22 protein-coding genes and 2 riboswitches are annotated in these 22,301 nt (G+C 68.0%); of the genes, 13 read left to right on the forward strand and 9 right to left on the reverse strand.

The features are described from left to right. The 5 genes from AU072_RS08365 (at position 1) to AU072_RS08385 (ending at position 3,293) form a co-directional block, all read left to right on the forward strand. Complete coding sequence (locus AU072_RS08365; RefSeq protein WP_064413344.1) at positions 1-372, forward strand: DUF742 domain-containing protein; 372 nt, start codon at positions 1-3, stop codon at positions 370-372. Continuing rightward, complete coding sequence (locus AU072_RS08370) at positions 353-919, forward strand: GTP-binding protein (RefSeq protein ID WP_064413345.1); 567 nt, start codon at positions 353-355, stop codon at positions 917-919. Before AU072_RS08365 ends, AU072_RS08370 begins: the two co-directional genes overlap by 20 nt. Positions 920-923: 4 nt before the next feature. After that, a complete protein-coding gene (locus AU072_RS08375; protein WP_064413346.1) occupies positions 924-1,487 on the forward strand; it encodes a pentapeptide repeat-containing protein in 564 nt (187 codons plus the stop codon). Between the two features lie 100 nt (positions 1,488-1,587). Further along, positions 1,588-2,073: an RrF2 family transcriptional regulator gene (locus AU072_RS08380; RefSeq protein WP_064413347.1), complete on the forward strand. Its 486-nt coding sequence runs from the start codon at positions 1,588-1,590 to the stop codon at positions 2,071-2,073. Further along, positions 2,070-3,293: a globin domain-containing protein gene (locus AU072_RS08385; protein ID WP_064413348.1), complete on the forward strand. Its 1,224-nt coding sequence runs from the start codon at positions 2,070-2,072 to the stop codon at positions 3,291-3,293. The genes AU072_RS08380 and AU072_RS08385 overlap by 4 nt, the downstream gene beginning before the upstream one ends. A 10-nt stretch (positions 3,294-3,303) precedes the next feature. Here the strand turns inward: AU072_RS08385 and AU072_RS08390 are convergent, their stop codons facing one another. Continuing rightward, positions 3,304-5,913, reverse strand: coding sequence for an FHA domain-containing protein (locus AU072_RS08390; protein ID WP_064413349.1), 2,610 nt, complete (start codon positions 5,911-5,913; stop codon positions 3,304-3,306). Positions 5,914-6,028: 115 nt separating this feature from the next. Here AU072_RS08390 and AU072_RS08395 point away from each other — a divergent pair, with 115 nt between their 5' ends. Continuing rightward, positions 6,029-6,445: a hypothetical protein gene (locus tag AU072_RS08395; protein ID WP_133147267.1), complete on the forward strand. Its 417-nt coding sequence runs from the start codon at positions 6,029-6,031 to the stop codon at positions 6,443-6,445. Here AU072_RS08395 and AU072_RS08400 read toward each other — a convergent pair. Further along, positions 6,412-7,635 carry an NADH:flavin oxidoreductase gene (locus tag AU072_RS08400; RefSeq protein ID WP_064413351.1) on the reverse strand — a complete coding sequence of 408 codons (1,224 nt, stop codon included), beginning with the start codon at positions 7,633-7,635 and terminating at the stop codon, positions 6,412-6,414. The two genes, AU072_RS08395 and AU072_RS08400, sit on opposite strands and share 34 nt — an antisense overlap. A 28-nt stretch (positions 7,636-7,663) precedes the next feature. On the opposite strand from AU072_RS08400, the gene AU072_RS08405 reads away from it, so the two are divergent. Both AU072_RS08405 and AU072_RS08410 read left to right on the forward strand, forming a co-directional pair. Next, positions 7,664-8,548 (forward strand): bifunctional methylenetetrahydrofolate dehydrogenase/methenyltetrahydrofolate cyclohydrolase, encoded by an 885-nt coding sequence (locus tag AU072_RS08405; protein WP_064345712.1) that lies wholly within the window; start codon positions 7,664-7,666, stop codon positions 8,546-8,548. Next, a complete protein-coding gene (locus AU072_RS08410) occupies positions 8,545-8,838 on the forward strand; it encodes a DUF3017 domain-containing protein (protein WP_064345713.1) in 294 nt (97 codons plus the stop codon). The genes AU072_RS08405 and AU072_RS08410 overlap by 4 nt, the downstream gene beginning before the upstream one ends. 84 nt (positions 8,839-8,922) lie before the next feature. Here the strand turns inward: AU072_RS08410 and AU072_RS08415 are convergent, their stop codons facing one another. Genes AU072_RS08415 through AU072_RS08425 form a run of 3 tightly spaced genes read right to left on the reverse strand, consistent with a single transcriptional unit; the run spans position 8,923 to position 12,133 of the window. Then, positions 8,923-9,654: a class I SAM-dependent methyltransferase gene (locus AU072_RS08415; RefSeq protein WP_064413352.1), complete on the reverse strand. Its 732-nt coding sequence runs from the start codon at positions 9,652-9,654 to the stop codon at positions 8,923-8,925. Next, the gene (metX, locus tag AU072_RS08420; protein ID WP_064413353.1) at positions 9,651-10,784 is read right to left on the reverse strand and encodes a homoserine O-acetyltransferase MetX; all 1,134 of its coding nucleotides are present in this window, start codon (positions 10,782-10,784) and stop codon (positions 9,651-9,653) included. The genes AU072_RS08415 and metX overlap by 4 nt, the downstream gene beginning before the upstream one ends. Continuing rightward, positions 10,784-12,133, reverse strand: coding sequence for a bifunctional o-acetylhomoserine/o-acetylserine sulfhydrylase (locus AU072_RS08425; protein ID WP_064413354.1), 1,350 nt, complete (start codon positions 12,131-12,133; stop codon positions 10,784-10,786). Before AU072_RS08425 ends, metX begins: the two co-directional genes overlap by 1 nt. A gap of 102 nt (positions 12,134-12,235) precedes the next feature. Continuing rightward, positions 12,236-12,358, reverse strand: a riboswitch (SAM riboswitch). Between the two features lie 187 nt (positions 12,359-12,545). Between AU072_RS08425 and AU072_RS08430 the strand changes: the two genes are divergently transcribed. Continuing rightward, positions 12,546-14,801, forward strand: a complete 2,256-nt coding sequence (locus AU072_RS08430) for an NADP-dependent isocitrate dehydrogenase (protein ID WP_064413355.1) — start codon at positions 12,546-12,548, stop codon at positions 14,799-14,801. Here the strand turns inward: AU072_RS08430 and AU072_RS08435 are convergent. After that, entirely contained in the window at positions 14,798-15,640 is an 843-nt protein-coding gene (locus tag AU072_RS08435) for an epoxide hydrolase EphH (protein ID WP_064413356.1), read from the reverse strand. The two genes, AU072_RS08430 and AU072_RS08435, sit on opposite strands and share 4 nt — an antisense overlap. A 69-nt stretch (positions 15,641-15,709) precedes the next feature. Here AU072_RS08435 and AU072_RS08440 point away from each other — a divergent pair, with 69 nt between their 5' ends. The 3 genes from AU072_RS08440 to yhjD are packed head-to-tail and all read left to right on the forward strand — an operon-like array spanning position 15,710 to position 18,600. Continuing rightward, positions 15,710-16,525 carry an exodeoxyribonuclease III gene (locus AU072_RS08440; RefSeq protein ID WP_064413395.1) on the forward strand — a complete coding sequence of 272 codons (816 nt, stop codon included), beginning with the start codon at positions 15,710-15,712 and terminating at the stop codon, positions 16,523-16,525. Next, positions 16,522-17,538, forward strand: coding sequence for a tryptophan--tRNA ligase (trpS, locus tag AU072_RS08445; RefSeq protein ID WP_064413357.1), 1,017 nt, complete (start codon positions 16,522-16,524; stop codon positions 17,536-17,538). Before AU072_RS08440 ends, trpS begins: the two co-directional genes overlap by 4 nt. A gap of 15 nt (positions 17,539-17,553) precedes the next feature. Beyond that, positions 17,554-18,600: an inner membrane protein YhjD gene (gene yhjD, locus AU072_RS08450; RefSeq protein WP_064413358.1), complete on the forward strand. Its 1,047-nt coding sequence runs from the start codon at positions 17,554-17,556 to the stop codon at positions 18,598-18,600. Here the strand turns inward: yhjD and AU072_RS08455 are convergent. After that, the gene (locus AU072_RS08455) at positions 18,594-18,917 is read right to left on the reverse strand and encodes a DMT family transporter (protein WP_064413359.1); all 324 of its coding nucleotides are present in this window, start codon (positions 18,915-18,917) and stop codon (positions 18,594-18,596) included. The genes yhjD and AU072_RS08455 overlap by 7 nt on opposite strands. A gap of 14 nt (positions 18,918-18,931) precedes the next feature. Further along, a riboswitch (guanidine-III (ykkC-III) riboswitch) is annotated at positions 18,932-18,999 on the reverse strand. Positions 19,000-19,024: 25 nt separating this feature from the next. Here AU072_RS08455 and AU072_RS08460 point away from each other — a divergent pair. Beyond that, entirely contained in the window at positions 19,025-19,975 is a 951-nt protein-coding gene (locus tag AU072_RS08460) for an NAD(P)H-dependent flavin oxidoreductase (protein WP_064413360.1), read from the forward strand. On the opposite strand, the gene AU072_RS08465 is transcribed toward AU072_RS08460, so the two are convergent. Both AU072_RS08465 and AU072_RS08470 read right to left on the reverse strand, forming a co-directional pair. After that, entirely contained in the window at positions 19,972-21,195 is a 1,224-nt protein-coding gene (locus AU072_RS08465) for a D-alanyl-D-alanine carboxypeptidase family protein (protein ID WP_064413361.1), read from the reverse strand. The two genes, AU072_RS08460 and AU072_RS08465, sit on opposite strands and share 4 nt — an antisense overlap. Positions 21,196-21,276: 81 nt before the next feature. Further along, on the reverse strand, positions 21,277-22,299 hold the full coding sequence (locus AU072_RS08470; RefSeq protein WP_064413396.1) for an SMP-30/gluconolactonase/LRE family protein: 1,023 nt from the start codon (positions 22,297-22,299) through the stop codon (positions 21,277-21,279). Positions 22,300-22,301 lie beyond the last annotated feature (2 nt).

Raw genomic sequence — 22,301 nt, forward strand, 5'->3', positions numbered from 1 at the left:
ATGGACCAGTGGGAGGGCGACGTTACGGCCGAGCCGAGCCTGGTCCGGCCCTACATCCTGACCGCGGGACGCACCGACTCCCGCGTCTCGTTACCGCTGGAAGCACCGATCGAGACGGTCGACTCGGCCAAGCCGCCGCGCTGGCCGGGTAACGACGTGCGCGGGCAGATCGTGGCGATGTGCGTCGACCACCCGTCGGTTGCCGAGATCGCGGTGAAGTTATCGTTGCCGCTCGGCGTGGCGCGGGTGCTCATCGGGGATCTCGTGACGCAGGGTTATGTGGCGGTCGGCAGCACCCTGGGCGAGTCGGCCGACGTCGACGAAAGACGTGAGCTGATAGGAAGGACACTGCGTGGCCTCAAGGCACTTTGAGGAGACCGCCTCCACGAAGATCGTCATCTCCGGTGGCTTCGGCGCCGGGAAGACGACGTTCGTCGGCGCGGTCTCCGAGATCATGCCGCTGCGGACGGAGGCTCTGGTGACCACCGCATCGGCGGGTGTCGACGGTCTGGAAGCCACACCGCAGAAGAACACCACGACAGTAGCCATGGACTTCGGTCGCATCACCCTGGCCGACGACCTGGTGTTGTACCTGTTCGGCACCCCCGGGCAGCGGCGGTTCTGGTTCATGTGGGACGACCTCGTCCGCGGCGCGATCGGCGCCATCATCCTCGTCGATGTGCGGCGTCTGCAGGACAGCTTCGCCGCGGTCGACTTCTTCGAGGCGCGCAAGCTGCCCTTCCTCGTCGCGATCAATCAATTCGACGGCGCGCCAAGTCATCCCGTCGCCGCGGTGCGCACGGCGTTGGCGCTGGGCGAGCACGTTCCGGTGATCACCGTCGACGCGCGTGACCGGCAGTCGGCCAAGGCGGCGTTGATCGCGATCACCGAGTACGCCCTGGCGAGCCTGCCTGGTTGACCGAGTGCGTCCCGACGAAAGACTGTGGTGCGAGCAGCAATACAGTGGTCGCGACTTTCGCGATGACGACCTCAGCAGGCTGCGCACCGAACGCGTCGTGTTCGACGAGTGTGATTTCCGCGGCGTCGACCTCACCGAATCCGAGCATGCCGGTTCGGCGTTCCGGAACTGCAGGTTCGAGCGGGCGACCCTGCACCACAGCATATTCCGGCAGTGCAGCATGCTCGGATCGGTATTCACCGGGAGCCGCCTGCGGCCGATCACACTGGTGGACGTCGACCTGACGCTGGCCGTCCTCGGCGGATGCGATCTTCGGGGTGTGGATCTGACCGGGTGCCGGTTGCGCGAAGCAGGCCTGGTCGACGCCGATCTACGGAAGGCGGTGTTGCGCAGCGCGGATCTGAGCGGGGCGCGGGTGCAGAATCTGCGACTGGACGGGGCCGACCTCCGCGGCGCCCGGACCGACGCGTCACTGTGGACCACCGCCAGCCTCACCGGCGTGAGGATCGACGTCGAGCAGGCTCTGGCCTTCGCCGCCGCGCACGGACTGAACATCCACGGGGAATGAACTCAGGAATCGCCTGATCAAAAAACCGCAGCGTATGTGGTGTTTAAGCCCACATCGGGAAAACTCGCATCTGCGATACCGAATTACTACGTTCTGTCGTATGCAGCTCACCCGGTTCACCGACCTCGGTCTTCGGACGATGATGCTGCTCGCCGCCGGCGAAGCAGAGGAGCGACGGGTCACCACACGCTCCATCGCAGTCGGTGCGCACGCCTCGGAGAACCACGTCGCCAAGGCGGTCGCCCGGTTGGCCGAACTCGGTGTGGTGAGCACTCAGCGCGGCAGGGTCGGCGGACTGACCCTGACCGCGGCCGGGCGAGAGGCGTCACTGGGCTGGCTGATCCGTCGCCTCGAGGGTGACCGGGAGGTCATCGATTGCGACGGCACCCATCCGTGTCCGCTGGTGTCGGCATGCCGGTTGCGCCGCGCGCTCGCCGACGCCAAGGAAGCGTTCTACCGCGAGCTCGACCGCCACACCATCGCCGACTTGACAAGGGACGCAGGGCTTCTCCTGATTCACGGGCCGCCGCTCAGAGGCGTCGACTCGCAACCTCCAACCCAACCCGCCGAAAGGGCCCCCCGATGACCGCCTTTGCCCCCGCAGCCGCCGACCTCGATCCGCAGCACGCCGAGATCGTGTCGGCCACGCTCCCTCTGATCGGTGCGCACATCGACGAGATCACCACCGAGTTCTACCGCAGTCTGTTCGCCAATCACCCCGAACTGCTGCGCAATTTGTTCAACCGCGGCAATCAGGCCCAGGGTGCCCAGCAGCGGGCGCTGGCGGCGTCCATCGCGACCTTCGCCGCCCACCTCGTCGACCCGGAGCTTCCGCACCCGGGCGAACTGCTGTCCCGCATCGGGCACAAGCACGCATCACTGGGCATCACCGCAGAGCAGTACCCGATCGTGCACGAGCACCTCTTCGCCGCGATCGTCGCGGTCCTGGGCGCCGACACGGTGACCGAGGAGGTGGCCGCCGCCTGGGATCGGGTCTACTGGATCATGGCGCAGACCTTGATCGAGATCGAGCACGAGCTCTACTCGGAGGTGGAAGTCGCCGACGGTGACGTCTACCGACGCGCCCGTGTCGTCTCCCGGGTCGACGACCCGTCGGGCGCGGTGCTGCTGACAATCCGCCCGGACGGCGCAAAGTTCCCGGAATTCCGTCCCGGACAGTACGTTTCGGTCGGTGTCACGCTGCCAGACGGTGCGCGTCAATTGCGCCAGTACAGCCTCGTCAATGCGCCGGGAGAGGAGCTGACGTTCGCGGTCAGGCCGGTCGGCGCGAACGGCGATCAGCCCGCCGGTGAGGTCTCCACCTGGATCGCGGCGAACGTCTGCGTCGGCGACATCCTCGACGTCACCGTGCCGTTCGGTGATCTGCCCGCCCCCACCGGCGACCAACCACTGGTGCTCATCTCGGCCGGAATCGGCATCACTCCGATGGTCGGCATCCTCGAGTACCTCGCGGCCGAGGCGCCCAACGCTCCGGTGCAGGTGTTGCACGCCGACCGCAGCGACGGCAGCCACCCGCTGCGGGAGCGACAGCACGAACTGATGGCCCAGCTGATGAACGGCTCGCTGGACGTCTGGTACGAGGACGGCCTGACCGGTGGGCAGACCGGCGTGCATCCGGGGCTGCTCACGCTCGACGGCATCGAGTTGCCCCCGACCGCGGAGGTCTATCTGTGCGGCAACAACGGATTCGTGCAGGCGGTGCGCACCCAATTGTTGGCGCGGGGCGTGACCGCGGCGCGAGTGCACAGCGAGCTGTTCTCGCCCAACGACTGGCTGCTGTCGTGAGCGGCTTGCGCTAGCTGCTGCTCAGCCGGATCCGCCAGCGCACGAACGCCGTGTAGCCGATGCAGATCAGTGCCAGCATGGCCATGTCGAACAGCCATGTGCCAGCGCTGTGTTCCCAGTGGCGGTCGTTGGGCGTCAACGGGCCGGGCACCAGCCGGATCAGGTCGATCGTCGAGGCCGAAGCCGCGAAACCCCAACGGGCAGGCGTGAACCACGACATCTGATCGAGCACGATGCGGTCCGTCACCGGGATCATGCCGCCCGAGAACACCAGCTGCGACATGATCGCCACCACCAGCAGCGGCATGATCTGCTCGTTGGACCTGGCCAACGCCGACAGCGCCAGGCCCACCATCGCCGCGGCCACCGTCGTCACCGCGATGTCGACGAACAATTCGATACTGCGGTTACCGATCAGCGCACCGCTGTCCACGGCGCCCGGACCCCAGCCCTTGCCGATGATCGCGATCGCCGTCACGATCGCCGACTGCACGATCGCGAACAGCGTGAACACGAACACCTTCGCCAAAAGGTATGCGGTCGTGGACAATCCGACGGCCTGCTCGCGGCGGAAGATCGCCCGCTCACCGATCAGCGCCCGGATGGTCAGCGCGGTGCCCATGAAGATGGCGCCGACGTTGAGCATGACCAGGATCTGGCCCGGCTCGTTGGGTGCCGGGCCGCCCTGCATAGCGGGCACCGGCACCCCGAACCCGACGTCGCCGGGAACCGACAGCGACAGCACGCCCATGATGAACGGCAGCAGCATCAGGAACGCGAAGTAACCGCGGTCGGAGATCACCAACCGCACCTGACGGCGCGCGATCGTCGAGAACTGCCGCCGCACGCTCGTACTCGTGGGGCTGCCCAGATCGGACGGCTGTTCGGTCGGCGGTGGCGGTGGCGGCGGCCCGTGCTGGGAACGGAACCGCTCGTTGGCCGCTTCGGGGTCGCTGGCCACCGAGCTGAAGATGTCGGCCCAGTTGGTCGTGCCCATCGACGGACCGATCTGGCTGGGCGGGCCGTAGAACGCGGTCTTTCCGCCCGGCGCCAGCAGCAGCACCTGATCGCAGACGTCGAGATAGGTCAGCGAGTGCGTGACCACCAGCACGACACGCCCGGCGTCGGCCAGTTGCCGCAGCATCGTCATGACCTGGCGGTCCAGTGCGGGATCCAGGCCCGAGGTCGGCTCGTCGAGGATCAGCAGCGACGGGCCGGTCAACAGTTCCAGTGCCACCGAGGCGCGTTTGCGCTGGCCGCCGGAGAGCTTGTCGACGCGGGTCTCCAGATGCTTGGTCATCTCGAGTTCCTCGAGCACCTGCATGACGACCTGTTCCCGGTCGGCCTTCGTGGTGTCGGGCGGCAGACGCAGTTCCGCGGCGTACATCAGCGCCTGACGCACGGTCAACTGACCATGGACGACGTCGTCCTGCGGAACCATCCCGATCCGGGAGCGCAGCGACGCGTATTCGGCGTGCACGTTGTGTCCCTCGAAGGTCACCGTGCCCGTCGTCGGATGGGTGTAGCCGGCGACCAACCGCGCGAACGTCGACTTACCGGCGCCCGACGGGCCGATGACGGCGGTCAGTGTCCCCGGCCGCGCGGCGATCGAGATGTTGTCCAGCAGGGTCTTGTTGTTCTCGATGGTCCACGTGACGCCGTGCACCTCCAGCCCGCCGGTGCGGGTCGCGGCCTCGGTCTCGGTGCCGCGGACCAGCGTCCCGCCGGAGAAGACGAGGTCGATGTTGCCGATCGTGACCCTGTCGCCGTCGCGAAGCAGCGCCGAGTCCACCCGCGCACCGTTGACGAACGTGCCGTTGATGCTGCGGTTGTCGACGATCTCGGTACCGGCAGGTGTCGGCACCAGCGTGGCGTGGTGGCGCGACGCCAGCACGTCGGGTACGACGATGTCGTTGTCGGTGGCTCGACCGATCTTGACCGCGCCGGGAGCGTTGTCGGCGGGTCTGCTCCCCGGTCGCAGGATCTTGAGCATGCTCGTGGCGAGGTTGCCCTCGCTGGAGCGCGGAGCCGCCGTCGGCCCCATCATCGTCGCCGACTCGAGCGCCGGTGACGATATCGGCTGGCGCACCGGCTGCTGCGGGGTCGTATAGGCCGCGGGCTGCGGCGTGCTGGGATACCGGGGTGGCGCAGGCGCGCTCGGGTAGGTCGGTTGTGGACGCGATTGCCCCGGCGGCGGCCCGTACGGCCGCGCGGTGTGCGGACCCGAGGGCGGACCCGACGGGTAGTTGCCCGTCGGCCGCTGGTTGGCGATCGGTACCGCCACGGTCGGTGTGCGGCCCACCGCGCCCTGGTGGCGCCCGATCTCGAAAGTCAGGCGTGGACCGTCCGGATTGCCGATGTTGACGGTCTGCCCGTCGTGGATGTCGACCGCGGGAACCCTGCGGTTGTTGACGAACATCCCGTTGAGGCTGCCGTTGTCGATCGCGACCCAGCGGCCCTGATCGAAGCGCACCACCAGATGCGCACGGGAGATCAGGGGGTGGGCAATGCGAACGTCGGCGCGGAGATCGCGGCCGATGACGACGTCGTTCCCCGCCGCGAAGGTTCGGGTCGATCCGTCGTACCGAACGGTCAGCGCGGGCGGGGCGGGTCGGCTCATCGACGCCAACTCTAACGGTAGGCACCGCGGGCACGGTGGTCCGACCGTGAAAGTTTGCCGGTCGTCCGGCGAGTCGCGCGCAGATGGCGACGAAACGTGGTCACCATAGGTCATGGTGTCTCGGGCGCCGTTCCTGGTCGTCGGCATTGGCGGGCTTTGTGTCGTTGCGGCGTTCCTGGCGCCGACGGTCGATGCGCAGAGCGCCATCGCGATCGACGCCCGCGGGTTCGTCGACTCCAAGGCCCGGTGCGAGGCGCCATGGCAGCCAGCGGCTTTGGGCCGCACTCAGTTCGCGCTCGTCGCGATCTGCGAACGGGGCGGCAACTACGAGTACCGCGGGGTGCGGATGAGCGACGGTCTGGTGCTGACCGCGCCCGCGGTCGCAAACAGTGACGGCGTCTTCACCGTCGAGAACGAGGGCGCCACGTACACGTTCTCGGCCAAGGAACTCGTCGTGACCGCCGAAGACCGCGTGTTGGTGACCGAACCGATGGTGGCCTACGTCGAACCGCGGCCCGCCGTCGACGGCTGATAGTTGTCGGGCGCCCCGGTCAGCACGCAGTGGGTGTGGCTGTAGATCGTCGGCATGCACTTGTTGCAGTGATCGCAGATCGAGCGCACCGAACTGTCGGCCTGGATGCGGTTGATCAGGTCCGGTTCGGCCAGCAGCGCACGCCCCATCGCGACGAACTCGAAGCCTTCGGCCATCGCGAGGTCCATCGACTCGCGGTTGGTGATGCCGCCCAACAGGATCAGCGGCATCTTGAGCTCGGCGCGGAACTTCTGGGCGTGGCGTAGCAGGAACGCCTCGCGGTAGGGGTACTCGCGTAGGAATTTCTTGCCGGTCATCCGGATACCCCACCGGATCGGCGGCTTGAACGCGCCGGCGAACTCCTTGATCGGAGCGTCGCCGTGGAACAGGTACATCGGGTTGACCAGCGAACTGCCCGCGGTGAGTTCGATGGCGTCCAGGCCGCCGTCCTCTTCGAGCCATTTCGCGGTCTGCAGCGACTCCTCGATCGGAATGCCGCCGCGCACACCGTCGGTCATGGTCAGCTTCGCGGTGACCGCGATCGGGGTGCCTTCCTTTTCCACCGCGCGCCGCACCGCCATGACGACGCCGCGGGCCACCTTCGCGCGGTTCTCCAGCGAGCCGCCGAACTCGTCGGTGCGGCGGTTGAGCAGCGGGGACAGGAACGAGCTGGCGAGATAGTTGTGGCCGAGGTGGATCTCGACGGCGTCGAAACCGGATTCGATGGCCAGGCGCGCGGCGTTGGCGTGCGCCTCGGTGACCTCGCGGATGTCCTCACGGGTGGCCTTCTTGGCGAACCGCATCGACAGCGGGTTGAAGAACCGGATCGGCGCCAGCGCCTTGGCCTTGTTGGTCCGCGCGTTCGCCACCGGTCCGGCGTGGCCGATCTGCGCGCTGATCGCGGCGCCCTCGGCGTGAATCGCATCCGTCAGCCGCTTGAGTCCCGGCACCGCCTCCGGGCGCATCCAGATCTGCCAGCCGTCGGTGCGCCCACCGGGGGCCACCGCGCAGTAGGCGACCGTCGTCATCCCGACACCGCCGGCGGCGGGCAGCCGGTGGTAGTTGATCAGATCGTCGGTGACGAGCGCGTTCGGCGTCGACGCCTCGAACGTCGCCGCCTTGATGATCCGGTTGCGCAGCGTCACCGGGCCGAGCTTGGCCGGGGTGAACACATTGGGCGCAGTGTTCATAGACAAGGAGCATGCCAGACTGTGACCCGTGGGTGCGATCACACTGGACGGCAAGGCCACGCGCGACGAGATCTTCGTCGACCTCACCGAACGCGTCGCGGCGCTGACACAGGGCCGTCTTCGCGGCTCGGCCGCGGTGGCGGGGCGCACGCCGGGGCTGGGGACCGTGCTCGTCGGCGACGACCCCGGCTCTCATGCCTACGTGCGCGGCAAGCACTCCGACTGCGCGAAGGTCGGCATCAACTCGATCCGCCGCGACCTGCCCGCCGACATCGACCAGGCCACGCTCGACGAGACGATCGACGAGCTCAACGCCAACCCCGAGTGCACCGGTTACATCGTGCAGTTGCCGCTGCCCAAGCACCTCAACGAGAATGCCGCGCTGGAGCGCGTCGATCCGGGTAAGGACGCCGACGGTCTGCATCCGACCAACCTCGGGCGGCTGGTTCTCAACGAACCCGCCCCGCTGCCGTGCACCCCGCGCGGGATCGTGCACCTGCTGCGGCGCTACGAGGTGGAGATCGCCGGCGCGCATGTCGTCGTCATCGGCCGCGGTGTGACGGTCGGGCGCCCGCTGGGGCTGCTGCTGACCCGTCGTTCGGAGAACGCGACGGTGACGTTGTGCCACACCGCGACTCGTCATCTGCCGGAGTTGGCGCGAGAGGCCGACATCATCATCGCCGCGGCGGGGATGCCGCACATGGTGACCGCCGAGATGGTGCGGCCCGGCGCGGCGGTCGTCGACGTCGGGGTCAGCCGCGACGAGAACGGCAAGCTCGTCGGTGACGTCCACCCCGACGTCTGGGACGTCGCCGGGCACGTCTCGCCCAATCCGGGTGGCGTGGGCCCGCTGACGCGGGCGTTCCTGCTGACGAACGTGGTCGAGCGCGCGGAGGTACTGGCCGCGACGTGACGCCAAAGGAGTTCGCGCGCAAGGTCTTCACCGGTCAATGGCCGTTCTGGTCGGTCGGGCTGATCTTCGCCGCCGCGTTCGTCCTGGTGGTCGCGGGCTATTGGCGACGCGGCGCGCTGGTGATGGCGATCGGGGTCGGGGTGGCGGCCGCGCTGCGGCTGCTGTTGAGCGACGACCGCGCGGGGCTGCTGGCGGTGCGCAGCCGGGGCGTCGATTTCGTCACCACCGCGACCGTCAGCGCGACGATGCTCTACATCGCGTGGACCATCGACCCGCTGGGCACCAGCTAGGTTTCAGTCTTCAGTCGCCGAGTGTGGGCTTGATGCACGTATTTTCGAACAGGGCGTGCGGGTAACCCACGTTCGGCGCGGCGGTCAGGCCAGCGTGGCCCGGATGCACACCGTGACGTACGGCAGCGCCAGCCCGGTGGCGTTGGCCAGCGCCGGATGGGTCGCCAGCAGCTCGCGCACGCGGTCCAGCGTCCTGGTGCGCACCTGCTCCGGTGAGGTGATGCAGTAGCTGCGCGACGCGACGAGGTCGATGAGCGCTTGGGGCGTCAGGTAACTGGTCCACTCCACCTGATGACGTTCGACGCCGGTGAACGGCTCGGGCAGCGACACGGTGTTGCTGAACGGATCGTGCTCGTGGCCGATGATGCGGCCGAGGTCTTTGACCCAGCCGAGCCGCTCGTCGCGGGTGTTCCACACCAGGCCCAGCCGGCCGCCGGGGCGCAGCACGCGGGCCACCTCCTTGACCGCGATGTCGGGATCGAACCAGTGCCAGGCCTGGGCCACCAGCACGGCGTCCACGCTGTCGTCGGGCAGCGGAATCTCCTCGGCGGTGCCGAGCAGAGCGGGCGTCTCGGGAAGCGAACGGCTCAGCAGCTCAAGCATTTCGGGAATCGGATCGACGGCGACGACGTCGAGGCCGCGCTCCACCAGGCGCGTGGTCAGTTTGCCCGTGCCCGCCCCGAGGTCGAGCACCTTGGCGGCGGCCGACGGCAGCAGCCAGTCGATCGCCTCGGGCGGATACGACGGCCGACCGCGTTCGTAGGCCGCGGCTTCGGCGCCGAAGGACAGCGAGCGGTCCTGTTCCGGTCGGCTCACCGCGCTGCCAGCTCCAACGCCCGCCGGATCAGCTTGTAGACCGCGTCGCTCTCCACCAGGAAGCCGTCATGCCCGTAGATCGACTCCACGACATCGAGACCGGCGCAGCCCGGCAGCAATTCGGCCAGCTCCTCCTGCAGCCGAAGCGGGTAGAGCCGGTCGGAGGTGATGCCGCCGACCACCGCGGGCACCGGACAGCTGCGCAGCGCGGCCTCGACACCCCCGCGGCCGCGTCCGACGTCGTGGCCGGACAGCGCCTCGGTCAGGGCCACATACGTGCCGGCGTCGAACCGCGACACCAGCTTTCGGCCCTGATGCTCCAGATAGCTCTGCACGGCGTAGCGGCCGCCGACGCCGGGATCCTCGTCGTCCTGCGGATCGTTGGCGAACCGCGTGTCGAGCTCTAGTTCCCCGCGGTAGGTCAGATGGGCGAACCGCCGGGCGATCTCCATGCCGAGATCGGGGGACAGGCCCGTGCCGTAGTAGTCGCCGTTCTGCCAGTTCGGGTCGGCCTTGATCGCGGCGACCTGAGAACTCTGGGTGCCGATCTGGTCCGCGGTGGCACGCGCGCCGACGGCCAGCACCAGCCCCGCGCGCACCCGGTCCGGATGGCCGACCATCCACTCCAGCGCGCGGGCGCCACCCAGCGAGCCGCCCATGACCGCGGCGACCTCGGTGATGCCGAACGCCTCCAGCGCGGCGATGTCGGCGCGCACCTGATCGCGCACGGAGACGACCGGGAAGCGCGAGCCCCACGCCTTGCCGTCGGGGTGTGGTGAGCTCGGGCCGGTCGAGCCGCGGCACCCGCCGAGCACGTTGGTCGCCACCGCGCACCAACGGTCGGTGTCGATGGGTCCGCCGGGACCGGCCACGCCGTCCCACCAACCGGGGGTCGGATGGTCGGGTCCCGCGGGACCGGTGATGTGGGAGTCGCCGGTCAGCGCGTGCAGCACCACGACGACGTTGTCGCGCTCGGGCGACAGCTCACCCCAGCGCTGCACGGCGATCGACACGTCGTCGATGACCGCGCCGTTCTCCAGCGTCAGCGGGCCGATGTCGACCACGCCGATCTCGCCTTCCGCGGGCAGATTCAGGAGTGGCACCTCGACTTCCAGGTCGGAGAGGGTCATCAGAACGCCGCCGTGGTGTTCGGATCGGACTTGCCTGCGGAGCGCAGCGGCTTGGCGGCCGCGAAGCCCTGCTCCAGATCGGCCAGGATGTCGTCGATGCCCTCGATGCCGACGGCAAGGCGCACCAGCCCGGGTGTGACGCCGGTGGCCAACTGCTCCTCCGGCGCCAGCTGCGCATGTGTGGTGGACGCCGGATGGATCACCAGCGACCGCACGTCGCCGATGTTGGCGACATGGCTGTGCAGGGTCAGCGCGTTGACGAACGCCTTTCCGGCGTCGACCCCACCGGCCAGCTCGAACGCGAGCACGGCACCGGTCCCCTTGGGCGCCAGCTTCTTTCCGAGCTCGTGCCACGGAGACGACGGCAACCCGGCGTAGTTGACCGAGATGACGTCCTGGTGTCCCGCCAGATACTCGGCGACCTTCTGTGCGTTCTCGACGTGCCGCTCGACGCGCAGGCTCAACGTCTCCAGTCCCTGGGCCACCAGGAACGCGTTGAACGGCGACGCCGCCGAACCGAGGTCGCGCAGCAGCTGCACGCGCGCCTTGAGGGCATAGGCCGGCGGGCCCAGCTCCGCGAACACCACGCCGTGGTAGCTGGGGTCGGGTTCGGTGAAGCCGGGGAACTTCCCGTTGGTCCAGTCGAACGCGCCGCCGTCGACGATCACGCCCGCGATCGCGTTGCCGTGGCCGCCGAGGTACTTGGTGGCCGAGTGCACGACGATGTCGGCGCCGTGGCTCAACGGTTGGATCAGATACGGCGTGGCGATCGTGTTGTCGACGATCAGCGGAACTCCGGCGTCGTGGGCGGCCGCGGCGACGTTGGGGATGTCGAGCACATCGATCTTCGGGTTGGAGATCGTCTCGGCGAAGAAGGCCTTGGTGTTCGGGCGCACCGCGGACCGCCAGGAGTCGAGGTCGTCGGGATCGTCGACGAAGCTGACCTCGATACCGAGCTTCGGAAGCGAGTAGTGGAACAGGTTGTAGGTGCCGCCATAGAGCCGGGGGCTGGACACGATGTGGTCGCCGGTGTCGGCCAGGTTCAGGATCGCGAACGTCGATGCGGCCTGTCCAGACGCCAGGAACAGCGCGGCGACGCCGCCTTCGAGCGCGGCGATGCGCTGTTCGACGACGTCGGTCGTCGGGTTCATGATCCGCGTGTAGATGTTGCCTGGCTCGGCGAGGCCGAACAGCGCGGCGGCGTGATCGGTGCTGTCGAACGTGTACGACGTGGTCTGGTAGATGGGCAGGGCCCGGGCGTTGGTCGCGCTGTCGGGGCTCTGTCCGGCGTGGACCTGTTTGGTTTCGAAGGCCCAGCGAGCGCTCGGGTCGTCGTGTTCGGTGCTCATAGCTTCTCCTGTTGTGAGGGGCCGTAAAGGGGCATTTCACGCACTCAGCGGTAACTGCGCACGCCGGACCTCCGCTGTCTTCTCTGGGGGCCCGTCACAACGGACCCGCGCTTGCCGGTAACCGCTTGTCAGCGGGTACTCAACCTGGTCATCACCCGGGGCACCCCACCGCGGTTGGAGGGTTGCCGACCAGCAAGCCGGGGCTTGTCGCTGGCACTCATGACCGCTGAGAAGCTTATCGCACGTCAGCCGCGTCGTGCCAGCGAGGGATGCCGTCGGCCGGCTACCCGTCAGTAGCCGATCACAGTCCTCCCGCCGGACCCCCTGGCTCACACAGAGGGTCGGGTACGGCGCAATACTGGTAGTCGACTGACCGAGGCCTGACCGATTAGCGAGCCGGGAGAACCCCACCATGACTGCCGAGCAGCCGACCATCATCTACACGCTGACCGACGAGGCGCCGCTGCTGGCGACCTACGCGTTCCTGCCGATCATTCGGACCTTCACCGAACCGGCGGGCATCAACGTCGAGACCAGTGACATCTCGGTGGCCGCACGCATTCTCGCGGAGTTCTCCGACCGCCTCACCGATGAGCAGCGTGTCCCCGACAACCTGGCGCGGCTGGGTGAGCTCACCGAGAAACCGGACACCAACATCATCAAGCTGCCCAATATCAGCGCCTCGGTGCCGCAGCTGCTGGCCGCGATCAAGGAGCTCAAGGCCAAGGGTTACGACCTGCCCGACTACCCGGGTGAACCGAAGAACGACGAAGAAAAAGCGATCAAGGATCGCTACGCCAAGATTCTCGGCAGCGCGGTCAATCCCGTTCTGCGCCAGGGTAACTCGGACCGGCGCGCCCCCAAGGCGGTCAAGGAGTACGCGCGCAAGCATCCGCACAGCATGGGTGAGTGGTCGATGGCGTCGCGCACACATGTGGCGACCATGAAGACGGGCGACTTCTACCACGGCGAGAAGTCGATGACGCTCGACAAGGACCGCAAGGTCAAGATGGTGCTCACCACCAAGAGCGGTAAAACCCTGGTGCTCAAGCCGGAGGTGGCCCTCGACGAGGGCGACATCATCGACAGCATGTTCATGAGCCGCAAGGCGCTCTGCGAGTTCTTCGAAGAACAGATCGAGGACGCCTACAAGACCGGCGTGATGTTCTCGCTGCACGTCAAGGCCACGATGATGAAGGTGTCGCACCCGATCGTGTTCGGGCACGCGGTGAAGGTGTTCTACAAGGATGCGTTCGCCAAGCATCAGAAGGTGCTCGATGAGCTCGGCGTGAACGTCAACAACGGCATGTCCGACCTGTACGACAAGATCCAGGCGCTGCCGGCTTCCCAGCGCGAGGAGATCGTCCAGGACATCCACGCCGTGCACGAGCACCGGCCGGAACTGGCGATGGTGGATTCGGCCCGCGGCATCACGAACTTCCACTCGCCCAGCGACGTGATCGTCGACGCGTCGATGCCGGCCATGATCCGGCTCGGCGGCAAGATGTACGGCGCTGACGGGCGCACCAAGGACACCAAGGCGGTGAACCCCGAGTCCACGTTCAGCCGGATCTATCAGGAGATGGTCAACTTCTGTAAGACCCACGGCCAGTTCGATCCGACCACCATCGGCACCGTGCCCAACGTCGGGCTGATGGCGCAGAAGGCCGAGGAGTACGGCAGCCACGACAAGACGTTCGAGATCCCCGAGGACGGCGTCGCCGACATCGTCGACGTCGACACCGGTGAGGTGCTGATGACCCAGAACGTCGAGACCGGCGACATCTGGCGTATGCCGGTGGTCAAGGACGCCGCGATCCGCGACTGGGTGAAGCTGGCCGTGACGCGGGCGCGGGCCTCGGACATGACCGCGCTGTTCTGGCTCGACACCGAGCGTCCGCACGAGGTGGAGCTGCGCAAGAAGGTCAAGGAGTACCTCAAGGAGCACGACACCGAGGGCCTACACATCCAGATCATGCCGCAGGTGTGGGCCATGCGGTACACGCTGGAACGGTTGATCCGCGGCCAGGACACCATCGCCGTGACCGGGAACATCCTGCGCGACTACCTGACTGACCTCTTCCCGATCCTGGAACTGGGCACCAGCGCGAAGATGCTGTCGATCGTGCCGCTGATGGCCGGAGGCGGCATGTACGAGACCGGTGCGGGTGGTTCGGCGCCCAAGCACGTCCACCAGCTGGTCGAGGAGAACCACCTGCGCTGGGATTCGCTCGGCGAGTTCCTTGCTCTGGGAGCGTGTTTCGAGGACATCGGGCGCAAGACCGACAACAAGCGGGCCGTTCTGCTGGGCAAGACGCTGGACTCGGCCATCGGAAAGCTGTTGGACAACAACAAGAGCCCGTCACGCAAGACCGGTGAGCTCGACAACCGGGGCAGCCAGTTCTATCTCGCGATGTACTGGGCGCAGGAGCTCGCCGAGCAGACCGACGACAAGGAGCTCGCCGACCACTTCGCCGACCTCGCGAAGTCGTTGGCCCACAACGAAGATGCGATCGTCAACGAACTCATCGAGGTGCAGGGCGACTCGGTCGACATCGGCGGGTACTACTACCCGGACCCGGAGAAGACCACCGCGGTGATGCGACCCAGTAAGACGTTGAACTCGGTGCTGGAGGGCGCGACGAGCGAGCCGGTGACCCAGCTCTAACCGCCGAGCGCCTCCCGCGGCGGGGCGGCGTGGCGGTCGACGAACTCGACGATCAGATCGGCCACGCGCTGCGGCGCCTCGTACATCGGGATGTGGCCGACGTCGTCGAGGTGCGTGACCTGCGTACTCGACGGCAGCTGCGCGGTGAAGTGCCGGGTGAACCGCGGATGCGGCAGCACCCGGTCCTTCTCGCAGATCACCAGGTGGGTGGGGCACGCGCTCTCGGCCAGTTCCATCAGCCCCGGGGTCAGCAGCGACTTCACCAGCAGCTGGTAGTAGGCCGGGCAGTGGGTGACGTCGTCGATGATGTCGAGCAGGTCGTCGTCGGACAATCGGTCCGGCGTGGCGCTGATCGGGAAGTGCGCCAGCCAGCGCGTAAAGGGAAGCTTCAGGACACGTTGCCGGAACACCAGCGTGAACACCCACACCGGGAAGCCGGCCAGGAACTTGCCGACGATCTCGAACTTGGCGGGGGTGAACTTGCGCCATCCGCCCGCCGGTGCGATCCCGGTCAGCGTGCGGGCCCGGCCGCGGCGCTCCAACTCGAAGGCCACCCAGCCGCCGAGCGAGTTGCCGACGATGTGCGCGGTGTCCCAGCCCAGCGCGTCCATTCTGCGTTCGACGTCGTCGGCGAGCTCTTTGGTGTCCAGGAAACGGTGCCCCTTCACCCCGCCGTTGTGCCCGGGCATCGTCGGGGCCAGTACCTCGTAGCGGCCGGTGTCGGCGATGAGCGGGGCGACTTTTTTCCACACGTTCTGCGACATCATGAACGGGTGTAGCAACACGATGGGCTCGCCTGAGCCGACGTGGAGCGGGTCGCGCGGCAAGTTTCTAGCCATCAGCCCGACAGTAAAGGCGATACCGCCGGTACCGCAAGTGCGTCGGTATGGTCTGCCGCTGTGACCTCGCTGATCGTCAGCACCATCAACGTCAACGGCATCCGCGCCGCGGTCAAAGAGCGTTCTGCGCAGAACCGAGGCCTGCTGCCGTGGCTGGCGTCGACCACCGCCGATGTGATCTGCCTGCAGGAAACCCGCGCCGACGATGCCCAGCTCGCGGCCGCGTTGGCGCCCGCCCTGGCCGACGGTTGGCGCCTCGCCTCGGCCGAACCGCACATCAAGGGCCGTAGCGGCGTGGCCGTGCTGTCGCGCCACCCGATCTCGGCGTCCCGGCTGCTCGAGTCCGACGAGTTCGGCGCGCACGGCCGCTATCTGGAGGTCGACACCGCGGGGGTGACGGTCGCGAGCGTCTACGTCCAGACCGGCGAGGCGGAGACCGACCGCCAGCTCGAGAAGGAACGGTTCATGGCCGAGCTCGCGGCGCGGATGGCGAAGCTGGTCGAGTCCGAGGCCGTCGTGTGCGGCGACTGGAACATCGCCCACACCGAGAACGACATCAAGAACTGGAAGGGCAACCTCAAGAAGTCCGGGTTCCTGCCCGGCGAACGGCAGTGGCTCACCGACCTGCTCGCCTCGGGTTGGGTCGATGTGGTGCGCGAGTTGCACCCCGACCAGCCGGGTCCGTACGCGTGGTGGTCGTGGCGGGGCCGCGCCTTCGACAACGACGCCGGCTGGCGCATCGACTACCAGTTGGCCACGAAAGCCCTGGCGGAACGGGCCGTTGCCGCCCGCGTGGAGCGCGCCGAGGCGTATGCGTTGCGCTGGTCGGACCACGCGCCGGTGACCGTCGAGTACGGCTCGCGTGAAATGATCGGACGATCATGAGCAGTTCGCGCAATCCCGTCGTCTTCTCCGGTGTCCAACCGACCTCCGACTCTCTGCATCTCGGCAACGCGCTGGGAGCGATCCAGCAGTGGGTCGGGCTTCAAGACGACCACGACGCGTTCTTCTGTGTGGTGGACCTGCATGCGATCACGATCCCGCAGGACCCCGAACGGCTGCGGCGGCGCACGCTGGTCACCGCCGCGCAGTACCTGGCGCTGGGTATCGACCCGGGCCGCAGCACGATCTTCGTGCAGAGCCACGTTCCGGCGCACGCCGAATTGGCCTGGGTGCTCGGCTGTTTCACCGGTTTCGGGCAGGCGTCGCGGATGACGCAGTTCAAGGACAAGTCGCAGAAGGAAGGCAGCGAGGCCACCACCGTGGGGTTGTTCACCTATCCGGTGCTGATGGCCGCCGATGTGCTGCTGTACGACACCGAGCTCGTCCCGGTCGGGGAGGACCAACGCCAGCACCTGGAGTTGGCACGCGATGTGGCGCAACGGGTCAACTCGCGCTTTCCGGACACCTTCGTCATTCCCGAGCCGATGATCCCGAAGGCGACGGCCAAGATCTACGACCTGCAGGACCCGACGTCGAAGATGAGCAAATCCGCGGGCACCGAGGCCGGCCTGATCGGCCTGCTCGACGATCCGAAGACGTCGGCCAAAAAGATCCGCTCGGCCGTCACCGACAGCGACCGCGAGGTGCGATACGACCCCGACGCCAAACCCGGCGTCTCGAACCTGCTGACCATCCAGTCGGCGGTCACCGGCTCCGACATCGACAAGCTCGTCGAGGGTTACGCGGGCCGCGGATACGGCGACCTCAAGGCGGACACCGCGGAGGCCGTCGTCGAGTTCGTGACACCCATCAAGGAACGGGTCGACGAACTGCTCGCCGATCCCGCCGAATTGGAATCGATTCTGGCGGTGGGCGCCGAACGGGCCCGCGACGTGTCTGCGACGACACTGCGCCGGGTATATGACCGGTTGGGGTTTCTGCGGCCGGGGGGCTGACGTGGGGAGGCTGTTGTGAAACCTCCGGGTGAGCCGGAAGCGCCCGACGAGAAGAAGGGGTTCATCGACCGGCTGCGCGCGCGGCACGAATGGTTCGACCACGTCATGCGGGCGCAGGAGCGCTACAACGACAGCAAGGGCGACTTCTACGCGGCGGGCATCACGTACTTCACGGTCTTCGCGATGTTCCCGCTGTTGATGGTCGGATTCGCGATCGGCGGTTTCATCCTGGTCAGCCAGCCCGAACTGCTCGCCGACATTCAGGACCGGATCCGGGCGTCGGTGTCCGGCGACGTCGCCACGCAGCTCGTCGAACTGATGGACTCCGCGATCGAGTCCCGCACCTCGGTCGGGATCATCGGGCTGGCCACCGCGGCATGGGCCGGGCTCGGCTGGATGGCCAACCTGCGCGAGGCGCTGAGCCAGATGTGGGGCCTGATGCGACGCGAAACCCCCGGCTTCGTGCGCACGAAGTTGTCGGACCTGACGGCCATCGCCGGCCTGTTCCTGGCGATCGCGGCCACCATCGCGCTGACCGTGGTGAGCAGCTCTGGAGTGGCCCGCAAGGCCGTCGAATGGGTTGGGCTGGGCGATGTTCCGGGCATGAGCATCCTGCTGCGGGTGATCTCGCTGGCGTTCTCGGTGTTGATCAGCTGGCTGCTGTTCACCTGGATCATCGCGCGGTTGCCCCGCGAATCGATCAGCTTTCACTCGGCGATGCGGGCCGGGCTGCTCGCGGCGGTCGCGTTCGAGGTCTTCAAGCAGGTGGCGTCGATCTACCTGCGCTCGGTGGTGACCGGCCCGGCCGGGGCGACGTTCGGCCCGGTTCTCGGCCTGATGGTGTTCGCCTACATCACCGCTCGGCTCATCCTCTTCGCCACGGCGTGGGCGGCCACGTCGATCGAGAACATGGAGGCCGCACCGCTCCCGCCGCCCGGGCTCGTGCAGATCGCCCCCCGGGTGCAGGTGCACGAGGGTGTCGGGGTTAGCGGTGTGCTGACCGCTGCGGCGGCGGGAGCGCTTGGCGCGCTAGGGATTTCGAAGCTCCGACGGCGTCATTGATTCTGGCTGACCAGCTGCAGGCCGACCACGCAACCGATGATGCCGAGCAGCAGTGCCACCTTGATCGGTGACGCGCTCTCCTCGCCGGTGGCCAGCGCATAGGCGACGGTGAGCGCGGCGCCCACGCCCACCCACACTGCATACCCGGTGCCGACGGGCAGATCTCGCAGGGCGATACCCAGGCCGCCCATCGAGATGATCAGCGCCACAACGAAAACGGTGATCGGAACCGGGCGGGTGAAACCTTCCGACTTGCTCAGGGCGACCGCCCACACAGCTTCGAACGCACCCGAAGCTATGAGGATGACCCAGGGCATGAAGCAACACCTCCGAAACGCCGTCTTGTCGCTGGCCGGGTACGGCGCCGCTCGTCCGGTGTCGACTGCTGACCGCCCCACCGTAACAAAGCGGTAACGTCGCATCCGTGCCCCTTGCGACGCCGTGGTCCCGCCGCATCGGCCTCGAGGTGCCGATCGTCAACGCGCCGATGGGCGGCACCGCGGGCGGGGTCCTGGCCGCCGCGGTATCCCGGGCGGGCGGCCTCGGCATGGTCGGGATGGGGAGTTCGGCCACCGCCGCGAAGTTGGCGACCGAACTGCCGCACGTGTCGGGGCTCGGGCGTCCGTTCGGTATCGGGCTCGTGCACTGGGTGACGGCGGCAGAGCCGGAACTGTTGGAGGTGGCGCTCGCCGCGAAGCCCGCGCTGCTGGCCGTCAGCTTCGGCGACGAATGGTCCTGGGTTCAGCGGGCCCACGACGCCGGCGTGTCGGTGGCCGCCCAGGTCGCCGATGTGACCGGTGCGCGGCGGGCGGCCGACGCGGGTGTCGACGTGATCGTCGCGCGCGGGGCGGAGGGCGGCGGGCACGGCGAGGCGCGCATCGGCACCCTGCCGTTGCTCGCGGAGGTGCTCGACGCGGTGACGGTGCCCGTGCTGGCCGCCGGGGGTATCGGCACGGGCCGTGGGCTTGCGGCGGTGCTGGCCGCTGGAGCCTCGGGCGCCTGGCTGGGTACGGCGTTCATAACCTGCACCGAAGCGACGACGTCCGATGGCGCCCGCGAGCAACTGCTGCGCGCATCGGGAGAGGATACTGTGACGACGCGCGTCTTCGACATTGCTCTCGATTACCCTTGGCCGACAACGTTTCCCGAGCGGGTGCTACGCAACCAGTTCGTCGACCGCTTCGACGGGCGCGAGGACCTCATCGATGCCGACGCGCGCGCCGTACTGGCCGCCGCCGCAGCCGCCGAGGACTACTCGGTGGCGCCCGTCAACGCCGGCCAGGGCGTCGGAATGGTCCGCGAAACGCGCTCCGCGGCCGACGTGGTCGAACGGCTCTGCACCGAGGCGGAGCAGCTGTTGCGCCGCTGGGGTTAGTGCTGCGGGCGCCGGTTCAGCGACCGCGCGCCCATGATCAACGAGAACACGATCATGCTGCCGACCACCGCGACACCGACCCGCACCGGCATCGCGTCGATGTCCGACATCATCGGGGCCGCGTTGACCGCGGGGTTGGTGCCGTCGGCGCCCGGCTTGGTTCCGAGCAACGACGGGTCGGGCTCGATCAGTGTGCCGACGCTGGTGCCCGGCGCCGTGGCGAAGCCGTAGTCGAGGAGATGCGCGGCCTGCTCCCAGGGTGCGATCGGTTGGCGGGTGCCCTTGAGGAGCACGGCGACCAGTCGGCGGCCGTCGCGGTCGGCGGCGCCGACGAACGTCTGGCCGGCGTCGTCGGTATAGCCGGTCTTACCGCCCATCGCGCCGGGATAGTTGAGCAGGAGCTTGTTGTCGTTCTCGATGGGGTAGCCGACGTCGCCGCGGCCGGGGAAGTCGAATGCGCGGGTCAACACGATGTCGCTGAAAACCGGGTTGCGCCAGGCATATCGATAGAACAGCGCCATGTCGTAGGCCGAGGTGCTCATGCCGGGACCGTCGAGCCCGGACGGCGTGGCGACGCGGGTGTCGAGGCCGCCCAGCTTGCGGGCCAGGTCGTTGAGCTTGTGCAGCGTGGCGTCCCAGCCGCCCATCTGGCGGGCCAGTGCGAACGCGGCGTCGTTGCCCGAGTACATCAGCAGCCCGTGCAGCAGGTCGTTGATCGAATAGTGGCCGCCCTCGCCGACCCCGACCTTGGTGCCCTCCTGGGCGGCGTCCTCGGCGGTGCCGGGAACGACCTTGTGCAGCGGCAGCTCCTTGATCGCCGCCATGGCGGTCAGCACCTTGACGATGCTGGCGGGCCGGTGCCTGCCGTGCGGATCCTTGGCGGCGATGACGTCTCCGGAGTCGAGGTCGGCCACCAGCCACGCCTCGGCCGAGATGTCGTTGGGTAGTGGCGGGGTGCCCGGCGCGGTGATGACTCCGCAGCCGGAGAGCTTCTCGCCACCCATCGGCGTGGCCGGCACCGGCAGCGGCGCGGGCGGCGCCTGACCCGGTTTGGGCACCTCGGATGCGTCGACCGCGGGCGGCGTCACCTCGCGGTACGGGCATGCGCTCGCCTCGGGGGCGGCCGGCGGCTGCGCGCTTGCCACGGCCGGTCCCGCGGCCACGAACAAGGCGGTGGCCAGTACGGCGGCGCGGTGCAGCGGATTTCGAAACTTCGCCATCGTGACCGCACATTAAGCCGCGAAAGGGCGGATCGCGCGTAGGCGCGCTGTGACTGGTGTTACTTGAGTTTCATTTGTGACTTAGCGGATCGACAGCGACGCGACGTCGACGTGCGCGACGGCGGGGAACCCGATGCTGCCCATCCACAGCCGGCCCTCGGATTCGACCAGACCGGTCACCATGCCGAAGTGCGGATGCTCGCAGCGGATGCCCGCGACGACGTCACCGGTGTCGGGATCGAACGCCACCGCCCACACCTCGGGCTTGATCTGGGGCTGCAGCTTGTCGGGCAGCTTCCACAACAACTTGCGCAGGGCGGGCCAGCGCGGTGCGAGCCATTCGGCGGCGGTGTTGAGCGGTGAGACCATCGCACACCAGATGCGGCCGTCGGCGCCGGTGGACAGGTTGTCGGGATGGCCGGGCAGGTTCGCCCGAAGCGGGGTCACCGACCCGGCGCGCTCGCCGGTGAGCCAGAACTTCGACAGCCGGCGCCCCATCGTCTCGGCGAACACCAACGCCGACCCGTCGGCGGTCGGGGTGACACCGTTGGCGAAATACAGCCCCGCCACCGCGGTGAGCACGGTGCCGTCCGCATCGCGGCGGAACAGGCTGCCGCGCGGGCGCGCCTCCATCACCGCGCCCTTGAAGTGGGCGTAGTCGAACGCGCTCGTCGACTCGGTGAAATAGATTGTGCCATCCGGTGATTGGGTGACGTTCGAGCAGAACATCAGTCGCCGGTCGTCGACTTCAGCCACGAGCGTCTGCACCGTACCGCTTGATGGGTCCATCGACATCAGGCCGCCGGGGCTGGTGCAGACCAGGATCCGGCCGTCATGCGCGACGTGCATGCCCAGCGGCCGGCCCTCGGTGGTGGCGACGACGACCGGGTCGCCACCAGCGGGCGCGATGCGAACGATGCGGCCGTCGTCGAGGCCTGCCCAGATGGCGCCCTCGGCGTCGACCACCACGTCCTCGGGCGCGTTGCCGGGCACGTTGACGACGGTCAGGTCGGCCGACGGCAGATCTGGAAGCGGATCGACGGGCGGCGGCTGCCAGCGGACGGGATCGATCGGCGGCTTCTTGGGCTTCGGCTCGGTGGACACGC

The sequence above is a fragment of the Mycolicibacterium novocastrense genome, from assembly GCF_001499835.1.
GTDB classification, from domain to species: domain Bacteria; phylum Actinomycetota; class Actinomycetes; order Mycobacteriales; family Mycobacteriaceae; genus Mycobacterium; species Mycobacterium novocastrense.

What these genes read in the sequence shown, in the direction of transcription:
- AU072_RS08365 (WP_064413344.1), top strand. Translation starts at nt 1, where the DNA reads ATGGACCAGTGGGAGGGCGACGTTACGGCCGAGCCGAGCCTGGTCCGG.
- AU072_RS08380 (WP_064413347.1), top strand. Translation starts at nt 1,588, where the DNA reads ATGCAGCTCACCCGGTTCACCGACCTCGGTCTTCGGACGATGATGCTG.
- AU072_RS08385 (WP_064413348.1), top strand. Translation starts at nt 2,070, where the DNA reads ATGACCGCCTTTGCCCCCGCAGCCGCCGACCTCGATCCGCAGCACGCC.
- AU072_RS08390 (WP_064413349.1), bottom strand. Translation starts at nt 5,913, where the DNA reads ATGAGCCGACCCGCCCCGCCCGCGCTGACCGTTCGGTACGACGGATCG.
- AU072_RS08400 (WP_064413351.1), bottom strand. Translation starts at nt 7,635, where the DNA reads ATGAACACTGCGCCCAATGTGTTCACCCCGGCCAAGCTCGGCCCGGTG.
- metX (WP_064413353.1), bottom strand. Translation starts at nt 10,784, where the DNA reads ATGACCCTCTCCGACCTGGAAGTCGAGGTGCCACTCCTGAATCTGCCC.
- AU072_RS08425 (WP_064413354.1), bottom strand. Translation starts at nt 12,133, where the DNA reads ATGAGCACCGAACACGACGACCCGAGCGCTCGCTGGGCCTTCGAAACC.
- AU072_RS08430 (WP_064413355.1), top strand. Translation starts at nt 12,546, where the DNA reads ATGACTGCCGAGCAGCCGACCATCATCTACACGCTGACCGACGAGGCG.
- AU072_RS08435 (WP_064413356.1), bottom strand. Translation starts at nt 15,640, where the DNA reads ATGGCTAGAAACTTGCCGCGCGACCCGCTCCACGTCGGCTCAGGCGAG.
- trpS (WP_064413357.1), top strand. Translation starts at nt 16,522, where the DNA reads ATGAGCAGTTCGCGCAATCCCGTCGTCTTCTCCGGTGTCCAACCGACC.
- AU072_RS08455 (WP_064413359.1), bottom strand. Translation starts at nt 18,917, where the DNA reads ATGCCCTGGGTCATCCTCATAGCTTCGGGTGCGTTCGAAGCTGTGTGG.
- AU072_RS08465 (WP_064413361.1), bottom strand. Translation starts at nt 21,195, where the DNA reads ATGGCGAAGTTTCGAAATCCGCTGCACCGCGCCGCCGTACTGGCCACC.